14 protein-coding genes are annotated in these 16,020 nt (G+C 72.5%); 5 read left to right on the forward strand and 9 right to left on the reverse strand.

What is annotated here, in order from left to right:
* Window positions 1-24 precede the first annotated feature (24 nt).
* A complete protein-coding gene (gene glnA, locus IEV65_RS05365) occupies window positions 25-1,449 on the reverse strand; it encodes a type I glutamate--ammonia ligase (RefSeq protein WP_188428516.1) in 1,425 nt (474 codons plus the stop codon).
* A 114-nt stretch (window positions 1,450-1,563) separates the two neighbouring features.
* Between glnA and IEV65_RS05370 the strand changes: the two genes are divergently transcribed.
* The 3 genes from IEV65_RS05370 (at window position 1,564) to IEV65_RS05380 (ending at window position 3,928) form a co-directional block, all read left to right on the forward strand.
* Window positions 1,564-1,989 (forward strand): RDD family protein, encoded by a 426-nt coding sequence (locus tag IEV65_RS05370; protein WP_188428517.1) that lies wholly within the window; start codon window positions 1,564-1,566, stop codon window positions 1,987-1,989.
* Between the two features lie 98 nt (window positions 1,990-2,087).
* A complete protein-coding gene (locus tag IEV65_RS05375) occupies window positions 2,088-3,248 on the forward strand; it encodes a sensor histidine kinase (protein ID WP_188428518.1) in 1,161 nt (386 codons plus the stop codon).
* Window positions 3,245-3,928, forward strand: a complete 684-nt coding sequence (locus IEV65_RS05380; protein ID WP_188428519.1) for a response regulator — start codon at window positions 3,245-3,247, stop codon at window positions 3,926-3,928. Before IEV65_RS05375 ends, IEV65_RS05380 begins: the two co-directional genes overlap by 4 nt.
* A 41-nt stretch (window positions 3,929-3,969) precedes the next feature.
* Here the strand turns inward: IEV65_RS05380 and IEV65_RS05385 are convergent, their stop codons facing one another.
* From IEV65_RS05385 to lipB, 5 genes are all read right to left on the reverse strand, one after another.
* A complete protein-coding gene (locus IEV65_RS05385) occupies window positions 3,970-4,758 on the reverse strand; it encodes a DUF4191 domain-containing protein (protein ID WP_188428520.1) in 789 nt (262 codons plus the stop codon).
* A gap of 5 nt (window positions 4,759-4,763) precedes the next feature.
* Window positions 4,764-5,837 carry a lipoyl synthase gene (lipA, locus tag IEV65_RS05390; RefSeq protein ID WP_188428521.1) on the reverse strand — a complete coding sequence of 358 codons (1,074 nt, stop codon included), beginning with the start codon at window positions 5,835-5,837 and terminating at the stop codon, window positions 4,764-4,766.
* A 169-nt stretch (window positions 5,838-6,006) separates the two neighbouring features.
* On the reverse strand, window positions 6,007-6,987 hold the full coding sequence (locus tag IEV65_RS05395) for an ABC transporter permease subunit (RefSeq protein WP_188428522.1): 981 nt from the start codon (window positions 6,985-6,987) through the stop codon (window positions 6,007-6,009).
* Entirely contained in the window at window positions 6,984-8,084 is a 1,101-nt protein-coding gene (locus tag IEV65_RS05400; RefSeq protein WP_188428523.1) for an ABC transporter ATP-binding protein, read from the reverse strand. Before IEV65_RS05400 ends, IEV65_RS05395 begins: the two co-directional genes overlap by 4 nt.
* 129 nt (window positions 8,085-8,213) lie before the next feature.
* Window positions 8,214-8,966: a lipoyl(octanoyl) transferase LipB gene (gene lipB / locus IEV65_RS05405; RefSeq protein WP_268235331.1), complete on the reverse strand. Its 753-nt coding sequence runs from the start codon at window positions 8,964-8,966 to the stop codon at window positions 8,214-8,216.
* 32 nt (window positions 8,967-8,998) lie between these two features.
* Here lipB and IEV65_RS05410 point away from each other — a divergent pair, with 32 nt between their 5' ends.
* Window positions 8,999-10,636, forward strand: coding sequence for a serine/threonine-protein kinase (locus IEV65_RS05410; RefSeq protein WP_188428525.1), 1,638 nt, complete (start codon window positions 8,999-9,001; stop codon window positions 10,634-10,636).
* Between the two features lie 87 nt (window positions 10,637-10,723).
* On the opposite strand, the gene sucB is transcribed toward IEV65_RS05410, so the two are convergent.
* Window positions 10,724-12,658: a 2-oxoglutarate dehydrogenase, E2 component, dihydrolipoamide succinyltransferase gene (gene sucB / locus IEV65_RS05415; RefSeq protein ID WP_188428526.1), complete on the reverse strand. Its 1,935-nt coding sequence runs from the start codon at window positions 12,656-12,658 to the stop codon at window positions 10,724-10,726.
* 77 nt (window positions 12,659-12,735) lie between these two features.
* Window positions 12,736-14,115 (reverse strand): dihydrolipoyl dehydrogenase, encoded by a 1,380-nt coding sequence (lpdA, locus tag IEV65_RS05420; protein ID WP_188428527.1) that lies wholly within the window; start codon window positions 14,113-14,115, stop codon window positions 12,736-12,738.
* A 95-nt stretch (window positions 14,116-14,210) separates the two neighbouring features.
* Here lpdA and IEV65_RS05425 point away from each other — a divergent pair, with 95 nt between their 5' ends.
* Window positions 14,211-14,390: a DUF5302 domain-containing protein gene (locus IEV65_RS05425; protein WP_229734921.1), complete on the forward strand. Its 180-nt coding sequence runs from the start codon at window positions 14,211-14,213 to the stop codon at window positions 14,388-14,390.
* Between the two features lie 81 nt (window positions 14,391-14,471).
* Here IEV65_RS05425 and IEV65_RS05430 read toward each other — a convergent pair whose 3' ends face one another.
* Window positions 14,472-15,995, reverse strand: a complete 1,524-nt coding sequence (locus IEV65_RS05430; RefSeq protein WP_188428529.1) for a leucyl aminopeptidase — start codon at window positions 15,993-15,995, stop codon at window positions 14,472-14,474.
* Window positions 15,996-16,020 lie beyond the last annotated feature (25 nt).

The following is a 16,020-nucleotide window of genomic DNA, read 5'->3' on the forward strand; positions in this document are numbered from 1 at the left end:
CTGCGAGCTGAGCTGCGGCGTCGATCAGATGTCGAAATACATCTCGAACTCGTGGGGGTGCGGGCGCAGGCGGATCGGGTCCACCTCGTGGGTGCGCTTGTAGGTGACCCACGCGGCCAGCAGGTCCTCGGTGAAGACGTCGCCCTCGGTGAGGTAGTCGTGGTCGGCCTCGAGCGCGTCCAGCACCTCGGGCAGCGAGGTCGGCAGCTGCGCGATGTCGGCCATCTCCTCCGGCGGCAGCTCGTAGAGGTCCTTGTCCACCGGCTCCGGCGGCTCGATGCGGTTGCGGATGCCGTCCAGGCCGGCCATCAGCTGCGCGGCGAACGCCAGGTACGGGTTGGCCGAGGGGTCCGGCACGCGGTACTCGATGCGCTTGGCCTTGGGCGAGCTGCCGGTCACCGGGATGCGGACGCACGCAGAGCGGTTGCGGGCCGAGTACACCAGGTTGATCGGGGCCTCGTAGCCCGGCACCAGCCGGTGGTAGGAGTTCATCGAGGGGTTGGTGAACGCCAGCAGCGAGGGGCCGTGGGCCAGCAGGCCGCCGATGTACCAGCGGGCGATGTCGGACAGGCCGCCGTAGCCGTTCTCGTCGTAGAAGAGCGGCTCGCCGTTCTTCCACAGGCTCTGGTGCGTGTGCATCCCGGAGCCGTTGTCGCCGAAGAGCGGCTTGGGCATGAAGGTCGCCGTCTTGCCGTGCGCCCAGGCGCTGTTCTTGACGACGTACTTGAACTTCATCATGTCGTCGCCGGAGTGCAGCAGCGTGTTGAAGCGGTAGTTGATCTCCTGCTGGCCGGCGGTGCCCACCTCGTGGTGGGAGCGCTCGACGTCCAGGCCGACCATCTTGAGGTCCAGGCACATCTGGTCACGGATGTCGGCGAAGTGGTCGACCGGCGGGACCGGGAAGTAGCCGCCCTTGAACCGGGTCTTGTAACCGCGGTTGCCGCCCTCCTCCGCACGCCCGGTGTTCCAGGCCGCCTCGATGGAGTCGATGTGGTAGTAGCTGCCCTGCGGCTGCGAGGCGAAGCGGATGTCGTCGAAGACGTAGAACTCGGCCTCCGCGCCGAAGTAGGCGGTGTCGGCGATGCCGGTGGAGCGGAGGTACTCCTCGGCCTTGCGGGCGATCTGGCGCGGGTCACGCTCGTAGGGCTCGTCGGTGAACGGGTCGACGATCGAGAAGTTCATGATGAGCGTCTTCTCGGCCCGGTAGGGGTCCAGGTAGGCCGTCTGCGGGTCCGGGATGAGCTTCATGTCGGACTCGTGGATCGACTTGAAGCCGCGGATCGAGGACCCGTCGAACATCTGGCCGGTCTTGAACGCGTCCTCGTCGAAGGTGTCGGCCGGGATGTTGAAGTGCTGCATCACACCCGGCAGGTCGCAGAACCTGATGTCGATGAACTTGACGTCCTCGGCCTTGATGTAGGCCAGGACCTCGTCGGCGTTGCTGAACAATGGAGCCTCCTGGTTGGACCCGGTGTCGCGGTCTCGACGAGACTACGCGCGAGTGGTTAACGTCCCGTCACCCGAGTGTTTCAGCCGTGTTACGCCGACCTCTACGCTGGGCCCGTGACGACTCCCGCCCACCAGGGTGCCACCCTGGGACTGCCCCCGTCCGGCCCCGGCTCGGTCGCCCCGTTGGGGCGCCGCGCCCTCGCCCTCCTCGTCGACTGGCTCCTCTGCCAGCTGATCGCCGTCGGTCTGTTGGGTATGCAGTGGGGCCAGGTGAGCGGGACCGAGTCCTTCATCCCGCTCGGGGTGCTCTTCGTGGAGAACGTCCTGCTCGTCCCGACCGTCGGCACCACCCTGGGCCACCGGCTGCTGGGCCTGCGCGTGGTCGCGGTCGACGGCGACGGCACCCGTCCCCCCGCGCTCGTCCCGTCCGCCTGGCGGGCCCTGCTGCTGTGCCTCTTCGTCCCGGCGATGATCATGGACGCCGACACGCGCGGCCTCCACGACAAGGCCGCGCGGTCGGTGGTCGTGCGCACCCGTTGAACGGCCCCTCGTCCTTGGCTACCTGTCGCCTCAGGGTGGACGGACGGTCACCGCGAGGATGACGACGGGCGTGGCCGGCCGGCCCTACATTGATCGTCATGGTGCCGATGACGCGTGGGCGCTGGGCGTTCGACCTGGCTCTGGTCGCTGCGCTCGTGGGCCTGGCACTCACCGAGATCTGGCTGCCGCTCGACTCGCGGCAGGCGCACGGTTCACGCCTGTGGGCCTCGGTCGGGGTGGTGTGGTTCTGCGCCCACCTCGCCTTCCGCCGCGCTCGCCCGTGGTGGGCCTTCGCCGGCTTCCTCGTCTGGCCGGTGATCGGCACCGCCGAGCGGGGTGAGGTCTTCCTGCTGTTCTTCGGGCAGCTGGTGCCGGCGATGGTGCTGGTCTTCTCGCTGGCCCGCCACGCCCCTGGCCGGCTGCGCTGGATCGCGCCGGTCGGTGGGGTGTTGTGGGTCACCCTTGCGGACCTCTTCGTGCCGCTCCTGCGGGGACCCACCGAGCTGATGTACCACTGGGGCGTGCTCACGCTCTCCTGGCTGGCCGGCCACGGCCTGCGGGTCTCCGCCGACCGGGCCGCCGCGGAGGCGGTGCGTGCCCACCACGCCGAGACGGCCGCCGAGCAGGCGTCGCGGGCGGCGATCACCGAGGAACGCGCCCGGATCGCCCGGGAGCTGCACGACATCGTCGCGCACTCGGTCGGGGTCATCGTCGTGCAGGCCGGGGCGGCCGAGCAGGTCGTGGAGGAGGACCCCGAGTTCGCCCGCCGGGCGCTCTCGACGATCCGCTCGACGGGTTCGTCCGCCCTCGTGGAGATGCGGCGGATGGTCACGGTGCTGCGCGACGCCGACATCGCCGGCGACCTGGCGCCCCAGCCCGGTGTGGACTCCCTCGCCGACCTCGTGGAGGCCGCCCGGGAGGCGGGGCTGGAGGTGGACCTGACGACGAGCGGCTCCCCGCGGCGCCTGCCCGCAGGACTGGACCTCACGGCATACCGGATCGTGCAGGAGGCCCTCACCAACGTGCGGCGCCACTCCGAGGCCTGCCGGGCCAGGGTCTCGATGCGCTACGGACCCGACCGTCTGGAGATCCGTGTCGACGACGAGGGGCCGCCGCGCCAGGAGCGGGCGCGGCCGGGCTCCGGCAACGGGCTGGTCGGGATGCGCGAGCGGGTCGCCCTCTTCGGCGGACGCCTGGAAGCGGGTGCGGGGGAGCGCGGCTTCACCGTGCTCGCGGTGCTCCCGCTGGAGCCGGTATGACGGGCGCCGGCCAGGCAGGCCCGTCCGCTCCGCTGCGGGTCGTCCTCGTCGACGACCAGGAGCTCGTGCGGGTGGGCTTCCGGCTCATCCTGGAGCGCGCCGGGCTCGAGGTCGTGGGGGAGGCCGGCGACGGCCTCGAGGCGGTCGCCGCGGTGCGCGAGCTGCGGCCCCAGGTCGTGCTGATGGACATCCGGATGCCCCGGCTGGACGGCGTCGAGGCGACCCGGCGCATCATGCAGCTCGCCGGTGAGCGTCCGCGGGTCCTGGTGCTGACCACGTTCGACCTGGACGAGTACGTCTACGAGGCCGTGCGCGCGGGAGCCTCCGGCTTCCTCCTCAAGGACGTCCGGCCCGACGACCTGGTGCACGCGGTCCGGGTCGTGGCGCGCGGGGAGTCGATGCTCGCTCCGGCACTGATCACCCGCCTCCTCGAGCGCTTCACGGCCCGACCGCCGGCCGGGTCGCTGCCGCCCGCGCTCGCGGCGCTCACGGAGCGCGAGCGGGAGGTCGCCGTCCTGATCGCCCAGGGCCTGTCCAACGCCGAGATCGGCGGGCGCCTGTTCCTGTCGGAGGCGACGGTGAAGACCTACGTCTCCCGCCTGCTCACCAAGCTGGACCTGCGGGACCGGGTCCAGATCGCGGCCATGGCCTACCAGACGGGTCTGGTGGGGCGGGACTGACGGGCCGGACCGGAGCAGGCGGACCGGAGCTGAACCCGCCGTCAGCGGCCGCGCAGCCCCTTGCGGCTCATCCGCGGCGCGCGGGAGGGGTCCATCCCGGCGGGGATCGGCGGGCGGTTCTTGCCCGCGAGGGCCTTGATCCGCTGCTGGACGAGCGCAGCCTCGTCGTCGGTGATCTTCTTCGGGAAGCCCTTGATGGTCTTGACGACCTGACGCAGCGGCGTGAGGCCTTCGCCCGTGCCGACCATGACGGTGTGCACGGGGACCTCCTCGCCGACGACGCGCGTGACGCGGCGGCGCTCGGCGGCGACGAGCTTCTGGGCGGCACCCTTGGGGCCCTCGGCGAGCAGGACGACGCCCGGCTTGCCGACGGCGCGGAAGACCATCGCGGCGTTGTGCAGGTCGCGCATGCCGCGCATCTGCCCGCCGGCCTCGGCGGCGACCGGCTCCTGGTCGTAGTACCACCCGCGGCGCAGCTGGCCCAGGACCGCCGACGTGGCGCCGGGCTGGCCCTCGATCTGGGTGAACGCGGCACGCTCCGCGCGACGCCCGAGCACGAACATCGCGGCCAGCAGCGCCAGCGGGATGCCGAGGATGAGGAAGTAGACGACCTGGCCGAACCACACGCCGAGCACGACGGCGAGGAGGAGGACCGCCAGCCCGGCGAGGAGCATCCACCAGACCGCCGAGGGGTCGGCCTTGCGGGTCATCGCGAAGACCTGACGGACCTGGGCCAGGATGCCGGGCTTGCTCCGGTCCTTGGGCTTGCGGGTGCGGCCGAAGAGGCCCTTCTTCGGGGCGTCGCCGCCGCCGGTGGTGCTCGTGGACATAGGGATCAGGATACGTGGGCGACGGGGCTGTCCCCGACACCGTCACGCGGCACATCGCCCGTGCGCCCGGCCGCCAGGAGCGAGGCCGCCTCCTGCCGTGCAGGCACGGCCGCCTCCGCCTGGTCGGCCAGGTGCTGAAGGTTCGCGGGCACCTCCCGGCCCCACTTGCGCATCGCCTGGGCGTAGAGCTTGCCGGCGCGGTAGGAGCTGCGGACGAGGGGCCCGGCCATGACGCCCTTGAAGCCGATCTCCTCGGCCAGCTCGGACCACTGCACGAACTCCTCGGGCTTGACCCACCGGTCGATCGGGTGGTGCAGCTTGGAGGGGCGGAGGTACTGGGTGATCGTGAGGATGTCGCAGCCCGCGTCGTGCAGGTCGCGCATCGCCTGCTCGATCTCCTGCTCCTCCTCGCCCATGCCGAGGATGAGGTTGGACTTGGTGACCAGCCCGTCCGCGCGAGCCATCGAGAGCACCTTGAGCGACTTCTCGTAGGTGAAGGCGGGGCGGATCTTCCTGAAGATCCGGGGCACGGTCTCCAGGTTGTGCGCGAAGACCTCGGGGCGCGCGTCGAAGACCTGCTGGACGAGCTCGGGCACCGCGCCGAAGTCGGGGGGCAGGATCTCGACGCCGGTGCTCGGGTTGAGCTCGTGGACCTTGCGGATCACCTCGGCGTAGAGCCAGGCCGCGCCGTCCTTCTGGTCGTCCCGGGCGACGCCGGTGATAGTGGCGTAGCGCAGGTCCATCTTCTGGATCGACTCGGCGACCTTGCGCGGCTCGTCCATGTCGAGCGGCCCGGGGCGCCCGGTCGCGATGTCGCAGAAGTCGCAGCGACGGGTGCAGATGTCACCGCCGATGAGGAAGGTGGCCTCGCGGTCCTCCCAGCACTCGAAGATGTTGGGGCAGCCAGCCTCCTGGCAGACGGTGTGCAGGCCGCCGGACTTCACCATCGAGTGCAGCTCGCGGTACTCCGGACCCATCTTGGCGGTGGTCCGGATCCACGACGGCTTGCGCTCGATCGGGGTCTCCGCGTTGCGGGCCTCGACCCGCAGCAGGCGACGTCCCTCAGGTGCGATGGTCACTGGTGCTCCCTTGACGAGATGGCTGGACGCGGGGCGCCAGGCGGCGCGACGCACAGTCCCTCCAGATTAAGCCCGGGCCGGGGTATGCCGTGACCCGGGGGGCGTCCTCGACGCCCCCCAGCGGTGGTCCCGACCTTCCCGGGCGAGGGCGAGCGCCATACCGACAGGGTCAGTCGAGGTCCGCGCGACGGAACCAGAGCCAGCCGAGCAGCACGACCACGAGCAGGATCACGCCGAGCTCGGTGGCAGCGGCGCCGAAGGACAGGGTGTGCCGGACCGGCTGGCAGTCCTCGAACGCCCCGCACGTCATCGGCCAGGTCTCCCACGTGGTGCCGTGCTGCACCCAGCCGGTGATGGTGCGGGTGAGGGCGAACCTGCCGAGGAGCGCTCCGCCCAGGCCGGCGAGGAAGGTCTCCACGAGCAGCAGGTAGCCGACCAGCAGCCCGATGACCAGGCCGCTGTGCCTGAGCAGGAAGGCGGCCGCGGCGCCCAGGGCTGCCGCGACCATCGTGATGGCCACGACCCGCAGCGACATCCAGGCGAGGGAGGTCCACTGCGCGCCGGTGACGGAGTCGTCGACCCGGAACCAGCGGAAGACGGCGGGCACCCCGACCAGCACGAGCGCGAGCGCCGCCACCGCCATCGGGGCCGAGGCCAGGGCCGGCGCCAGCACCTTGCTGGCGAAGACGGGCGCGCGCCGGGGCACGAAGGTGAGCAGCGAGCCCATCGTGCGGTGCCCGAACTCGGCGGCGACCGCGGTGGAGCCCATCGCCAGGCCCAGGAACATCAGCGGGTAGGCCAGGCCGGTGAGGAGCATGCGGTACTGGTCGACGAGGGAGGGCATGGTGCCGTACATCTCCTCGGCGGTCGGGGCCTGCATCTGCTCGCAGCCGAAGTCGACCCGCGGGTCGCCCGAGCGCGCCCGCTCGCGCTGCTCGTCGGCCAGGCACATGGCGCGGTCACGCTCGACCTGCTCCTGGATCTGCTGGAGCTCCTGGTTGGCGCCGGCGCGAGCCCTGTCGATCGAGCTCGCCTGCAGGTAGACGGTGCTGACGGTGAACAGCGCCACGAGGACAGCGGCGGCCAGGGTCAGCCAGATCACCTTGCGCGCCACCAGGCGCCGCAGCTCGACGCGGAGCAGGCGGGTCATCGCGCCCCTCCCTGCTGCTCGCCGGTCGTGGTGTCCCTCGCTCCGGGAGCCGGGGGTATGCCGTGCCCGTCGGGGTAGTCCGGGTGCGGCACGGGCAGTCCCTCGCCCTGCGTCAGCTCCAGGAAGATCTGCTCCAGTCCGCGCCGGCTGGGCACCAGCCGCTCGACCCACAGGCCCCGCTCGCCGAGCGTGCGGGAGATCTCGGCCGGCTGGGCGCCGGTCACCGTGAGCAGGCCGGTGTCCGCGTCCTCGCTCGCGTGGTGCGCGGCGGCGTCCAGCGCAGCCGCGGCGTCGGCACCCTGCGGTCGCGCGAGCCACTCGGCCGCGAAGCCCGCGTCCCTCAGGATCCGCACGGCGGCGCCGGGGTGCCGCACCCCGACCTCCACCGTCTCGCCGCCGGCGCCGATGAGCGCGGCCACCGAGCCCTGCGCCAGCACGCGGCCGCGGCCGATGATCGAGACGGTGTCGGCGATCTGCTCGACCTCGGACAGGATGTGGCTGCTCACGAGCACGGTGCGGCCCTCGTCGGCCAGGCGCCGCATGGTGTGGCGGATCTCGCTGATCCCCGCAGGGTCCAGGCCGTTGGTGGGCTCGTCGAAGATCAGCAGGTCGGGAGACTTCAGCAGGGTGGCGGCTATGGCCAGCCGCTGCTTCATACCGAGGCTGAAGCTGCGGAAGGTGTCCTTGGCGCGGGCGCCGAGCCCGACCTCCTCCAGCACCTCACCGACCCGCTCGCGCGGGGTGCCGATGGCCTCGGCGAGCAGCTCGAGGTTGCGCTGGGCGCTGAAGGTGGGGAAGAACTTGGGCGACTCGACGATGGCGCCGACGCGGTCGACGACCTCCGGGAGGTGCTGGGGGACAGGGGTTCCGAAGATGTGCATCGTCCCGCTGTCGGCGGGCGAGAGGCCGAGCAGCATCCGGATCGTCGTGGTCTTGCCCGACCCGTTGGGGCCGAGGAAGCCGTGGACCCCGCCGGCCGGCACGTCCAGGTCCAGCCCCTGCACGGCCACGCGCGTGCCGCGGACCGTTCGGTATGTCTTGCGCAGCCCCCGGGTGACGATCGCCATCCCCTCGTCCGCGGCCACGGCCACGCTCATGCTTCCTCCCGTCGGGCCGGCTCACGGTCCGCCCCTGCCAAGGTCAGTCAACACCAGCGGTGCCGCCATGCCCTCCATGTCGGCCGCGACCAGCGTGTTGCACGGCCTGGGTGACGGGAGTCGGGCAGGTCAGCGGGCGGCGACACCCTCCAGCACCCGCTCGAGGTGCGCCGTGGCGAGCGGCAGGACCTCGGCCACCGTCACGTCACGGCCGAGCTCCTTGGACAGCGAGGTGACCCCGGCGTCGGTGATCCCGCACGGGATGACGACGTCGGCATACCCCAGGTCGTTGTCGCAGTTGAGCGCGAAGCCGTGCATGGTGACCTCGTGGCTGACCCGGATGCCGATCGCGCCGATCTTGCGCTCCGGGCGGGTGTCTGTCGCGGCCAGCCAGACACCCGAGCGACCGTCGACGCGCATCGTCTCGACGCCGAGGTCGCGGCAGACCGCCATCATCATGTCCTCGAGCCGACGCACGTGGGCGACCACGTCGACGGGGCTGGCCAGCCGGACGATCGGGTAGCCGACCAGCTGCCCCGGCCCGTGCCAGGTGATCTTGCCGCCGCGGTCGACGTCGATGACGGGGGTGCCGTCCAGCGGGCGCTCGTGCGGCTCGGTGCGCTTGCCCGCGGTGTAGACGGCGGCGTGCTCGAGCAGCAGCACGGTGTCGGGCAGCTCGCCGGCCACCACCTGGGCGTGCACCTCACGCTGGCGGTCCCAGGCCTGCTGGTAGTCGACGTAGTCAGGGGCGAAACCGAGGTGCTCGAAGCGCATCCCGTCACTGTACGCCCGCGCTGAGACGCCGCCGCCGGGAGGCTCCGGGGCCTTGTGGACAACTTCTGCGCGGCTGCGCCCGTCCCTGGCACGGTGGGTCCGGCGCACGGAGGGGCCGTGCCGCCGGAGCGGAGGTGCACATGGAGCAGGTGCCGGCGGTCCCCGGTTACGAGGTCCTCGCCCGACTGGGCGCGGGGGCGACCTCGACCGTATGGCGAGCCCGTCGCCGCGCCGACGGGCTGGTCGTCGCGCTGAAGGTCCTCACGCCCGCCGGGGGCGACGTGGAGGCCGGGCTGAGGGAGGCGGGCCTGCTCGCGCGGCTGCGCCACCCGCACGTCGTCCACCTGTATGACGTGCTCCCGCTGCACGACCCCGTGACCGGACGCCCGGCCGCGGTCGCGCTCGCGACCCAGCTCGCCGGTGGGGGCTCGCTGGGCCAGCTGCTGTCCCGCAGGCGCCTGCTCACGCCGGGTGAGCTGGTGACGGTCCTGCACCCGGTCGCCTCCGCGCTGGCCGACCTGCACAGCCGCGGAGTGGTCCACGGAGACCTCTCGCCGGGCAACGTGCTCTTCCTGCGCGACGGGATGCCGGTGGTCGGCGACCTGGGCGCCGCCCGGATCGTCGGGCAGACGGCCGGGGAGCGGCAGGGCACCGGGGCGTCCGAGGGGATGGTGGCCCCGGAGGTGGTGGAGGGCTTCCCCGCCACGCCGGAGTCGGACGTCTACCAGCTCGGTGCCCTGGCCTGGCGGGCGCTCACCGGAGAGCCGCCAGGCCCCACGTACGCCCGCAGGACCCTGGAGGAGGCGGCCCCGGGGCTCCCGGTCGGCGTGGTCGAGCTGGTGGAACGGTGTGTGGCGCCCGAGCCCGAGGACCGTCCGGACGCCGAGGAGGTGGCCGTCGACCTGCTGTCGGTCGCGACACCGGCGCCGGTGGAGGTGGCGCCCGATGCCGACCCCGCCCTCGCGCTGACGGAGCGCCTGCGTCAGGAGGCGCTGGACGACCTTCCCCCACCTGGTGGCGCGAGAGGGGGTGGCGCGAGAGGGGGCGGCGCTCGCGCCCGTGGCTCGCACCGGCCTCAGCGAAACGTCACACGTGAGCGCGGGACCGAGCCCGCCGGGAGGCGTGGTGGCCGGGCGCTCCTGGCCGGTGCCGCGGTGCTGGCCGCGCTCCTGCTCGCGGTCGGCGCAGGGGTCGTGACCGGTCTGGTGGACACGAGCGACCTCGGCAGGCCGTGGCGCGTCCTCGCACAGCCGGAGGCCGCTGCTGCGCAGGGCACCGGGGAGGCGGGGGAGCCGGCGGCGGGCGACGGCGTGGAGGGTGCGGAGCCGGTGGCGGGCACCGGTGCGGAGGGCGCGGAGACCGCGGTGGACACACGCGTGGCTGGCGCGGCGACGGAGCAGGAGGAGCTCCGCAGCCTTCTTCAGGGCCTCGTGGACGGTCGAGGGGCGGCGTGGGAGCAGCGGGACGGCTCTCTGCTGGCTGGCGTGATGGCACCCGGGTCTCCCGCTCTCGAGGCCGAGCTGGCTCAGCTCGACGAGCTGCGTGAGCAGGGGATCAGCTACGGCGACGTGACCTTCCGGGTCGAGGCGGTGGAGGAGCTCGGGCGCCAGGACGACCGGATGACGGTCCTCCTCACGGTCAGCCGTGCCCCGCTGCGGGCCATCGACTCCACCGGCACCGAGCGCCTGGCCGAGGGCACGCGCACCGACACGCTGACCGTCCACCTGGTGAAGGCGGCAGACGAGCCGCAGTGGCTCCTGTGGTCGTGGGGCACCTGAACGACGAGAGCTGCCGCCGTGCGGTGACGCACGGCGGCAGCTCTCGTGTCGGCGGACCGGCCCCGGACGAGAGGGCCGAGCAGCCGGTCAGACCTCGAAGTTGCCGTCCTCGAGACGCTGCTTCATGGTCGTGAGGAACCGGGCGGCGTCGGCGCCGTCGACCACGCGGTGGTCGTAGCTGATCGCCAGGTAGACCATGTCGCGGATCGCGATCGTCGAGCTGCCGTCCTCGTCGGTGACGACGACCGGACGCTTGACGACGGCCCCGGTGCCCAGGATGCCGACGTTGGGCTGGTTGATGATCGGCGTGTCGAAGAGCGCGCCCCGCGACCCGGTGTTGGTGAGCGTGAACGTCCCGCCGGAGAGCTCGTCCGGCGTCACCTTGTTGTCGCGCGTGCGCTCGGCCAGGTCCGCGATCTTGCGCGCCAGCCCGGCGATGTTGAGGTCGCCCGCGTCCTTGATGACCGGCACCAGCAGGCCGCGCGGGGTGTCCACGGCGACGCCGAGGTGCTCGGCCGCGTGGTAGACGATCGTGTCGTCCTCGACGCTGGCGTTGACGATCGGGTGCGCCTTGAGCGCCTCGACCGCGGCCATCGCGAAGAACGGCATGAACGAGAGCTTGACGCCCTCGCGCTGGGCGAACTCGTTCTTGACCCGGTTGCGCAGGCGGGCGACCTTGGTGACGTCCACCTCCACGACGGTGGTGAGCTGGGCCGAGGTCTGGAGCGACTCGACCATGCGGGTCGCGATGACCTTGCGCAGACGGGACATCTTCTCGGTGGTGCCGCGCTTGGCGGCGGCCTCCGGGCTCACCGGCGCTGCCGCGGTGGCGGGCGCAGCACCGGCCGACGCGGCAGCCGCGGGCTGAGCGGCACCGGCGGCGGGCGCGGCCTCCTGAGCCGGCGCGGGTGCGGCGGCAGGAGCGGCCTGGGCAGCCTTGGCGGCGTCGAGGACGTCCTGCTTGCGGATCCGGCCGCCGACACCGGTGCCGGTCAGCGAGCCGAGGTCGACACCGTGCTGGGCGGCGAGCTTGCGCACGAGCGGCGTCACGTAGGCGCTGACGTCCTGGGTCGCCGGAGCCACCGCGTCAGAGACGTCCTTGTGCGAGCTGGTGCCGCTCTCCGGGGAGGGCGTGCCGAGGCCCACGGCCGGCTCACCGCCCTCGGTGGAGGGCGTGCCCGTCGTCGTCTGCGACTCCTGGGCCGCGGCCGCCTGCAGCTCCTGCTCGCCGGCCAGGCCCTCGTCGGAGGACCCGGGCTCCGCGGGCTGCTCGACCTCGGTCGGGATCTGCGGCTCCTCGGTCGGCTCCTCGGTCGCCTCGGGCTGCTCGTCGGACGAGGCAGCCTGCGGCTGCTCGGCGGCACCGCCAGCCTCGCCACCGATGACGCACAGGTCGCCACCGACCTCGACGGTCTCGTCCTCACCGGCGAGGATCTTGGTCAGCACGCCGGCGACGGGGGAGGGGATCTCGGTGTCGACCTTGTCGGTGGACACCTCGACCAGCGGCTCGTCGACCTCGACGGTGTCACCCTCGGCCTTGAGCCACCGCGTCACCGTGCCCTCGGTGACGGACTCGCCGAGCGCCGGCATCGTCACGGTCTCGCCGGAGCCAGCGCCCGCGGAGGGGGTCTCCTGGGCCGGAGCGGGCTGCTCCTGGGCCGGCTCCGCCTCGGGCTGGGCAGCCTGCTCGGTCGCGGGCTCCTCGGCCTGCTCCTCGGCGGGCTCCTCGGCGGCGGCCTGCGCGGCGGTCGGCTCCTCGGACGGCGCTGCGGCGGCCTCGCCGGCGCCGTCGCCGATCACGCAGAGGTCGCCACCGACCTCGACGGTGGCGTCCTCCTCGGCGAGGATCTCCTGCAGCACGCCCGCCACGGGCGAGGGGATCTCCGTGTCGACCTTGTCGGTCGAGACCTCGACCAGGGGTTCGTCGACCTCGACGGTGTCACCGACGTTCTTGAGCCAGCGGGTGACGGTCCCCTCGGTGACGGACTCACCGAGGGCCGGCATCGTTACACGTTCCGACATGTCTGAAATCTCTCCTCGTCCGGGGATTGGCAGTCTACGGGTGATTGCGGCCGCAGGTCGGGAGCGGCCGCCTGATCTCACGCGTGGGCGTGCAGCGGCTTGCCGGCCAGGGCCAGGTGCGCCTCTCCCAAGGCCTCGTTCTGGGTCGGGTGCGCGTGGATGAAGGTGGCGACGTCCTCGGGGAGGGCCTCCCAGCCGACGATGAGCTGGGCCTCGCCCACCTGCTCGCCCATCCGGGCACCGACCATGTGGACGCCGACGACCGGGCCCTCGGCGCCGGAGCGCACGAGCTTGATGAAGCCTGCCGTGCCCAGGATCTGGGACTTGCCGTTGCCGCCGAGGTTGTACTCGTAGGTCGAGACGTCGTCGCCGTACTGCTCGCGGGCCTGCTCCTCGGAGAGCCCGACGGAGGCGATCTCCGGGTCGCAGTAGGTGACCTTGGGGATCAGGTGGTCACGCACCGGGGCCGGGTCGAGGCCCGCGATGTCCTCCGCGACGAAGATGCCGTGGGCGAAGCCGCGGTGCGCCAGCTGGGGGCCGGGCACGATGTCGCCGATCGCGCGGACGGTGCCGACACCGGTCTGGAGGCGCTCGTCGGTGATGACGAAGCCGCGGTCCATCGTCAGCCCGGCCTCCTCGTAGCCCAGCCCCTCGGTGCGGGGTCCGCGACCCACCGCGACCAGCAGCAGCTCCGCCTCGAGGGTCTGACCGCCCTCCAGCTCGACGGTGACCTTGTCCTCGTCCTGGCTCACGCCGGCGACGCGGGCGCCGGTCCTGGCCACGATCTTGCGCTTGCGGAAGGCCCGCTCGAGCTGCTTGCTCACGGCCGGGTCCTCGGCCGCGACGAGCCGGTCCAGCGCCTCGACGATCGTGACCTCGGAGCCGAAGGAGCGCAGCACGGAGGCGAACTCGACGCCGATGACGCCGCCGCCGAGCACGATCGCGCGGGCGGGGACCTCGTCCAGCGAGAGCGCCTGGTCGCTGGTCATCACGCGGCCGCCGATCTCGACCCCGGGCAGCGTTCGCGCGTAGGAGCCGGTGGCCAGGACCACGTGCTCACCCTGCAGCTCGCGGTCGCCGACGACGACGGTGGTGGGGGAGGCCAGTCGGCCCTCGCCCTCGACGTAAGTGATGGCGGTCGCGGACTTCACCAGGCCCTGGAGGCCCTTGTGGAGGCGGCCGATGACGCCGTCCTTGTAGGCGTGCACCCCGCTGAGGTCGATCGACTCCAGGGTCGCCTGCACGCCGTACTTGGCGCTCTCCCGGGCGGTGTCGGCGACCTCGGCGCTGTGGAGGAGCGCCTTGGTCGGGATGCAGCCGTTGTGCAGGCAGGTCCCGCCCAGCTTGTCCTTCTCGACCAGGGCGACCGTCTTGCCCAGCTGGGCGGCGCGCAGCGCGCAGGCGTAGCCGCCGCTGCCGGCCCCGAGGATGACGATGTCGAATGCTTCAGCAGGCATGGCGGCAATCCTGCCACGCGTAAACCACGAGACACGGGCAGGGGTGCCGTGCGAGAGTGGGCGGGTCGATGTCCCCGAGAGAGAGGAGGCCTGACGTGAGCGATTCTCCGGCGACGGACGACGTCAAGGCGAAGTTCCGCGAGGCCCTGGCCAAGAAGCGTGCCCACGCGGGCACCGACGTGTCGGACCACTCCGAGCACGGGAAGGTGGCCGGCTCCGCAGGTGCCAAGACCTCGGGGGCGCAGCAGATGTTCAGGCGCAAGAGCGGCGGCTGAGCCGACGCCACGTCAACGGAAAGTACGGAAAAGAGGGGCACCTTCCCGCTCGGGAAGGTGCCCCTCGTCCTACCTGAAGGTTCAGGAGGCGTAGCTGCGGGCCAGGGCCACGAGCGTGCGCACGCCGGCCCCGGTCGCGCCCTTGGGGTAGTAGCCCCACGGCGTCTTCTCGTTGAACGCCGGCCCGGCGATGTCCAGGTGCGCCCACGGGATGCGGGGTGCGTCCTCGCCCTCGCCGCGGGCGCCGACGAACTCCTGGAGGAAGGTCGCGGCGACGCTGGCCCCGGCGGAGCGCTCACCGGTGTGTTTCAGGTCGGCCACGGGGGTGTCGAGCGTCGGCCGGATCTCCTCGGGGAGGGGGAGCGCCCACGAGGTGTCACCCACCTCGTTGCCGAGCCGGGTGACGGTGTCGCGCAGCTCGGCGTCGTTGCTCATCACGCCGGTGGTGCGGTCGCCCAGGGCGATGATGCAGGCACCCGTCAGGGTGGCCACGTCGACGATCGCGTCGGGCTGCTGCTCGCTGGCCAGCGCGAGCCCGTCGGCCATCACCAGGCGCCCCTCGGCGTCGGTGTTGATGATCTCGACCGTGCGGCCACCGCGCATGGTCACGACGTCGCCGGGGCGCTGCGCCAGGTCCCCGGTCAGGTTCTCGGCGAGGCAGAGGTATGCCGTGACCTGGACGTTGAGCCCGAGCTCGGCGATCGCGAGCACCGCCGCCGCACAGGTGGCCGCCCCGGCCATGTCCATCTTCATGGTCACCATCGAGGCGCCGGGCTTGATGCACAGGCCGCCGGAGTCGAAGGTGATGCCCTTGCCCACGAGCGCGAGGTGCCGGGTCGCCCCCTCGGGGGCGTAGCGCAGGGTCACGAGGCGCGGACCGCGGCCCGAGCCCTGGCCGACGCCGAGGATGCCTCCGCACCCCTCGGCCGTGAGGCGCTCGACGTCCCAGACCTCGGCCTCGACCGAGGAGCCGGCGGCGCGCTGGGTGACCAGGTCGGCGAAGGACTCCGGGTAGAGCACGTTGGGCGGGGTGTTGACGAGGTCGCGGGTCAGCCGGACGGCGTCGACCACCGCGGTCGTGGCGGCGGAGAGCGCCTCGGCCTCGTCCGCGGACACCCCGGTCACGACCGCCTCGGCGAGGGGCGTCTTGGCCGAGGACGCCTTGCCGACGCCGTGGTGCGCGGTGAAGGCGTAGGCGCCCAGCGCCGCGCCCTCCGCGACGGCCGCGGCCTCCTCCGCGGACGCCTGGCCGAGCGCGAACACGGCGCTCGAGCGTCCGGTCAGGGCCCGGGCGGCGACGCCCGCGGCGCGGCGCAGCCGCTCGACGCGGGACGCGGTGCCGGCCTGCGGCATACCGACCACGAGGACGAGCGGCGCGGCGACGCCAGGCACCCCGGTGAGCCGGGTGACCTCCTCGGCGCCGGCCTCGACGGACAGGGCCGTCAGGGCCTCGCGCAGGTGGGCGACCGCCTCCTCCGGCAGGTCGTGGCCGTCGGCCAGCGTGAGGGTGTCGGCAGCCTTGGAGACGGCGAGGACCAGCGCGTCGGCGGCAGTCTGCGCCGCGCTGTCGTCGCTGAGTCGGAGGGTGGTGTCGGGTGCGGCCATCTGGCAGTCCTTCGGGTCGGAGCTT

Source organism: Ornithinimicrobium tianjinense (assembly GCF_014636495.1).
GTDB classification, from domain to species: Bacteria; Actinomycetota; Actinomycetes; order Actinomycetales; family Dermatophilaceae; genus Ornithinicoccus; species Ornithinicoccus tianjinensis.

Coding starts and splice junctions, on each gene's coding strand:
- IEV65_RS05375 (WP_188428518.1), top strand. CDS start 2,088: ATGGTGCCGATGACGCGTGGGCGCTGGGCGTTCGACCTGGCTCTGGTC.
- IEV65_RS05380 (WP_188428519.1), top strand. CDS start 3,245: ATGACGGGCGCCGGCCAGGCAGGCCCGTCCGCTCCGCTGCGGGTCGTC.
- IEV65_RS05385 (WP_188428520.1), bottom strand. CDS start 4,758: ATGTCCACGAGCACCACCGGCGGCGGCGACGCCCCGAAGAAGGGCCTC.
- IEV65_RS05395 (WP_188428522.1), bottom strand. CDS start 6,987: ATGACCCGCCTGCTCCGCGTCGAGCTGCGGCGCCTGGTGGCGCGCAAG.
- IEV65_RS05400 (WP_188428523.1), bottom strand. CDS start 8,084: ATGAGCGTGGCCGTGGCCGCGGACGAGGGGATGGCGATCGTCACCCGG.
- IEV65_RS05410 (WP_188428525.1), top strand. CDS start 8,999: ATGGAGCAGGTGCCGGCGGTCCCCGGTTACGAGGTCCTCGCCCGACTG.
- sucB (WP_188428526.1), bottom strand. CDS start 12,658: ATGTCGGAACGTGTAACGATGCCGGCCCTCGGTGAGTCCGTCACCGAG.
- lpdA (WP_188428527.1), bottom strand. CDS start 14,115: ATGCCTGCTGAAGCATTCGACATCGTCATCCTCGGGGCCGGCAGCGGC.
- IEV65_RS05430 (WP_188428529.1), bottom strand. CDS start 15,995: ATGGCCGCACCCGACACCACCCTCCGACTCAGCGACGACAGCGCGGCG.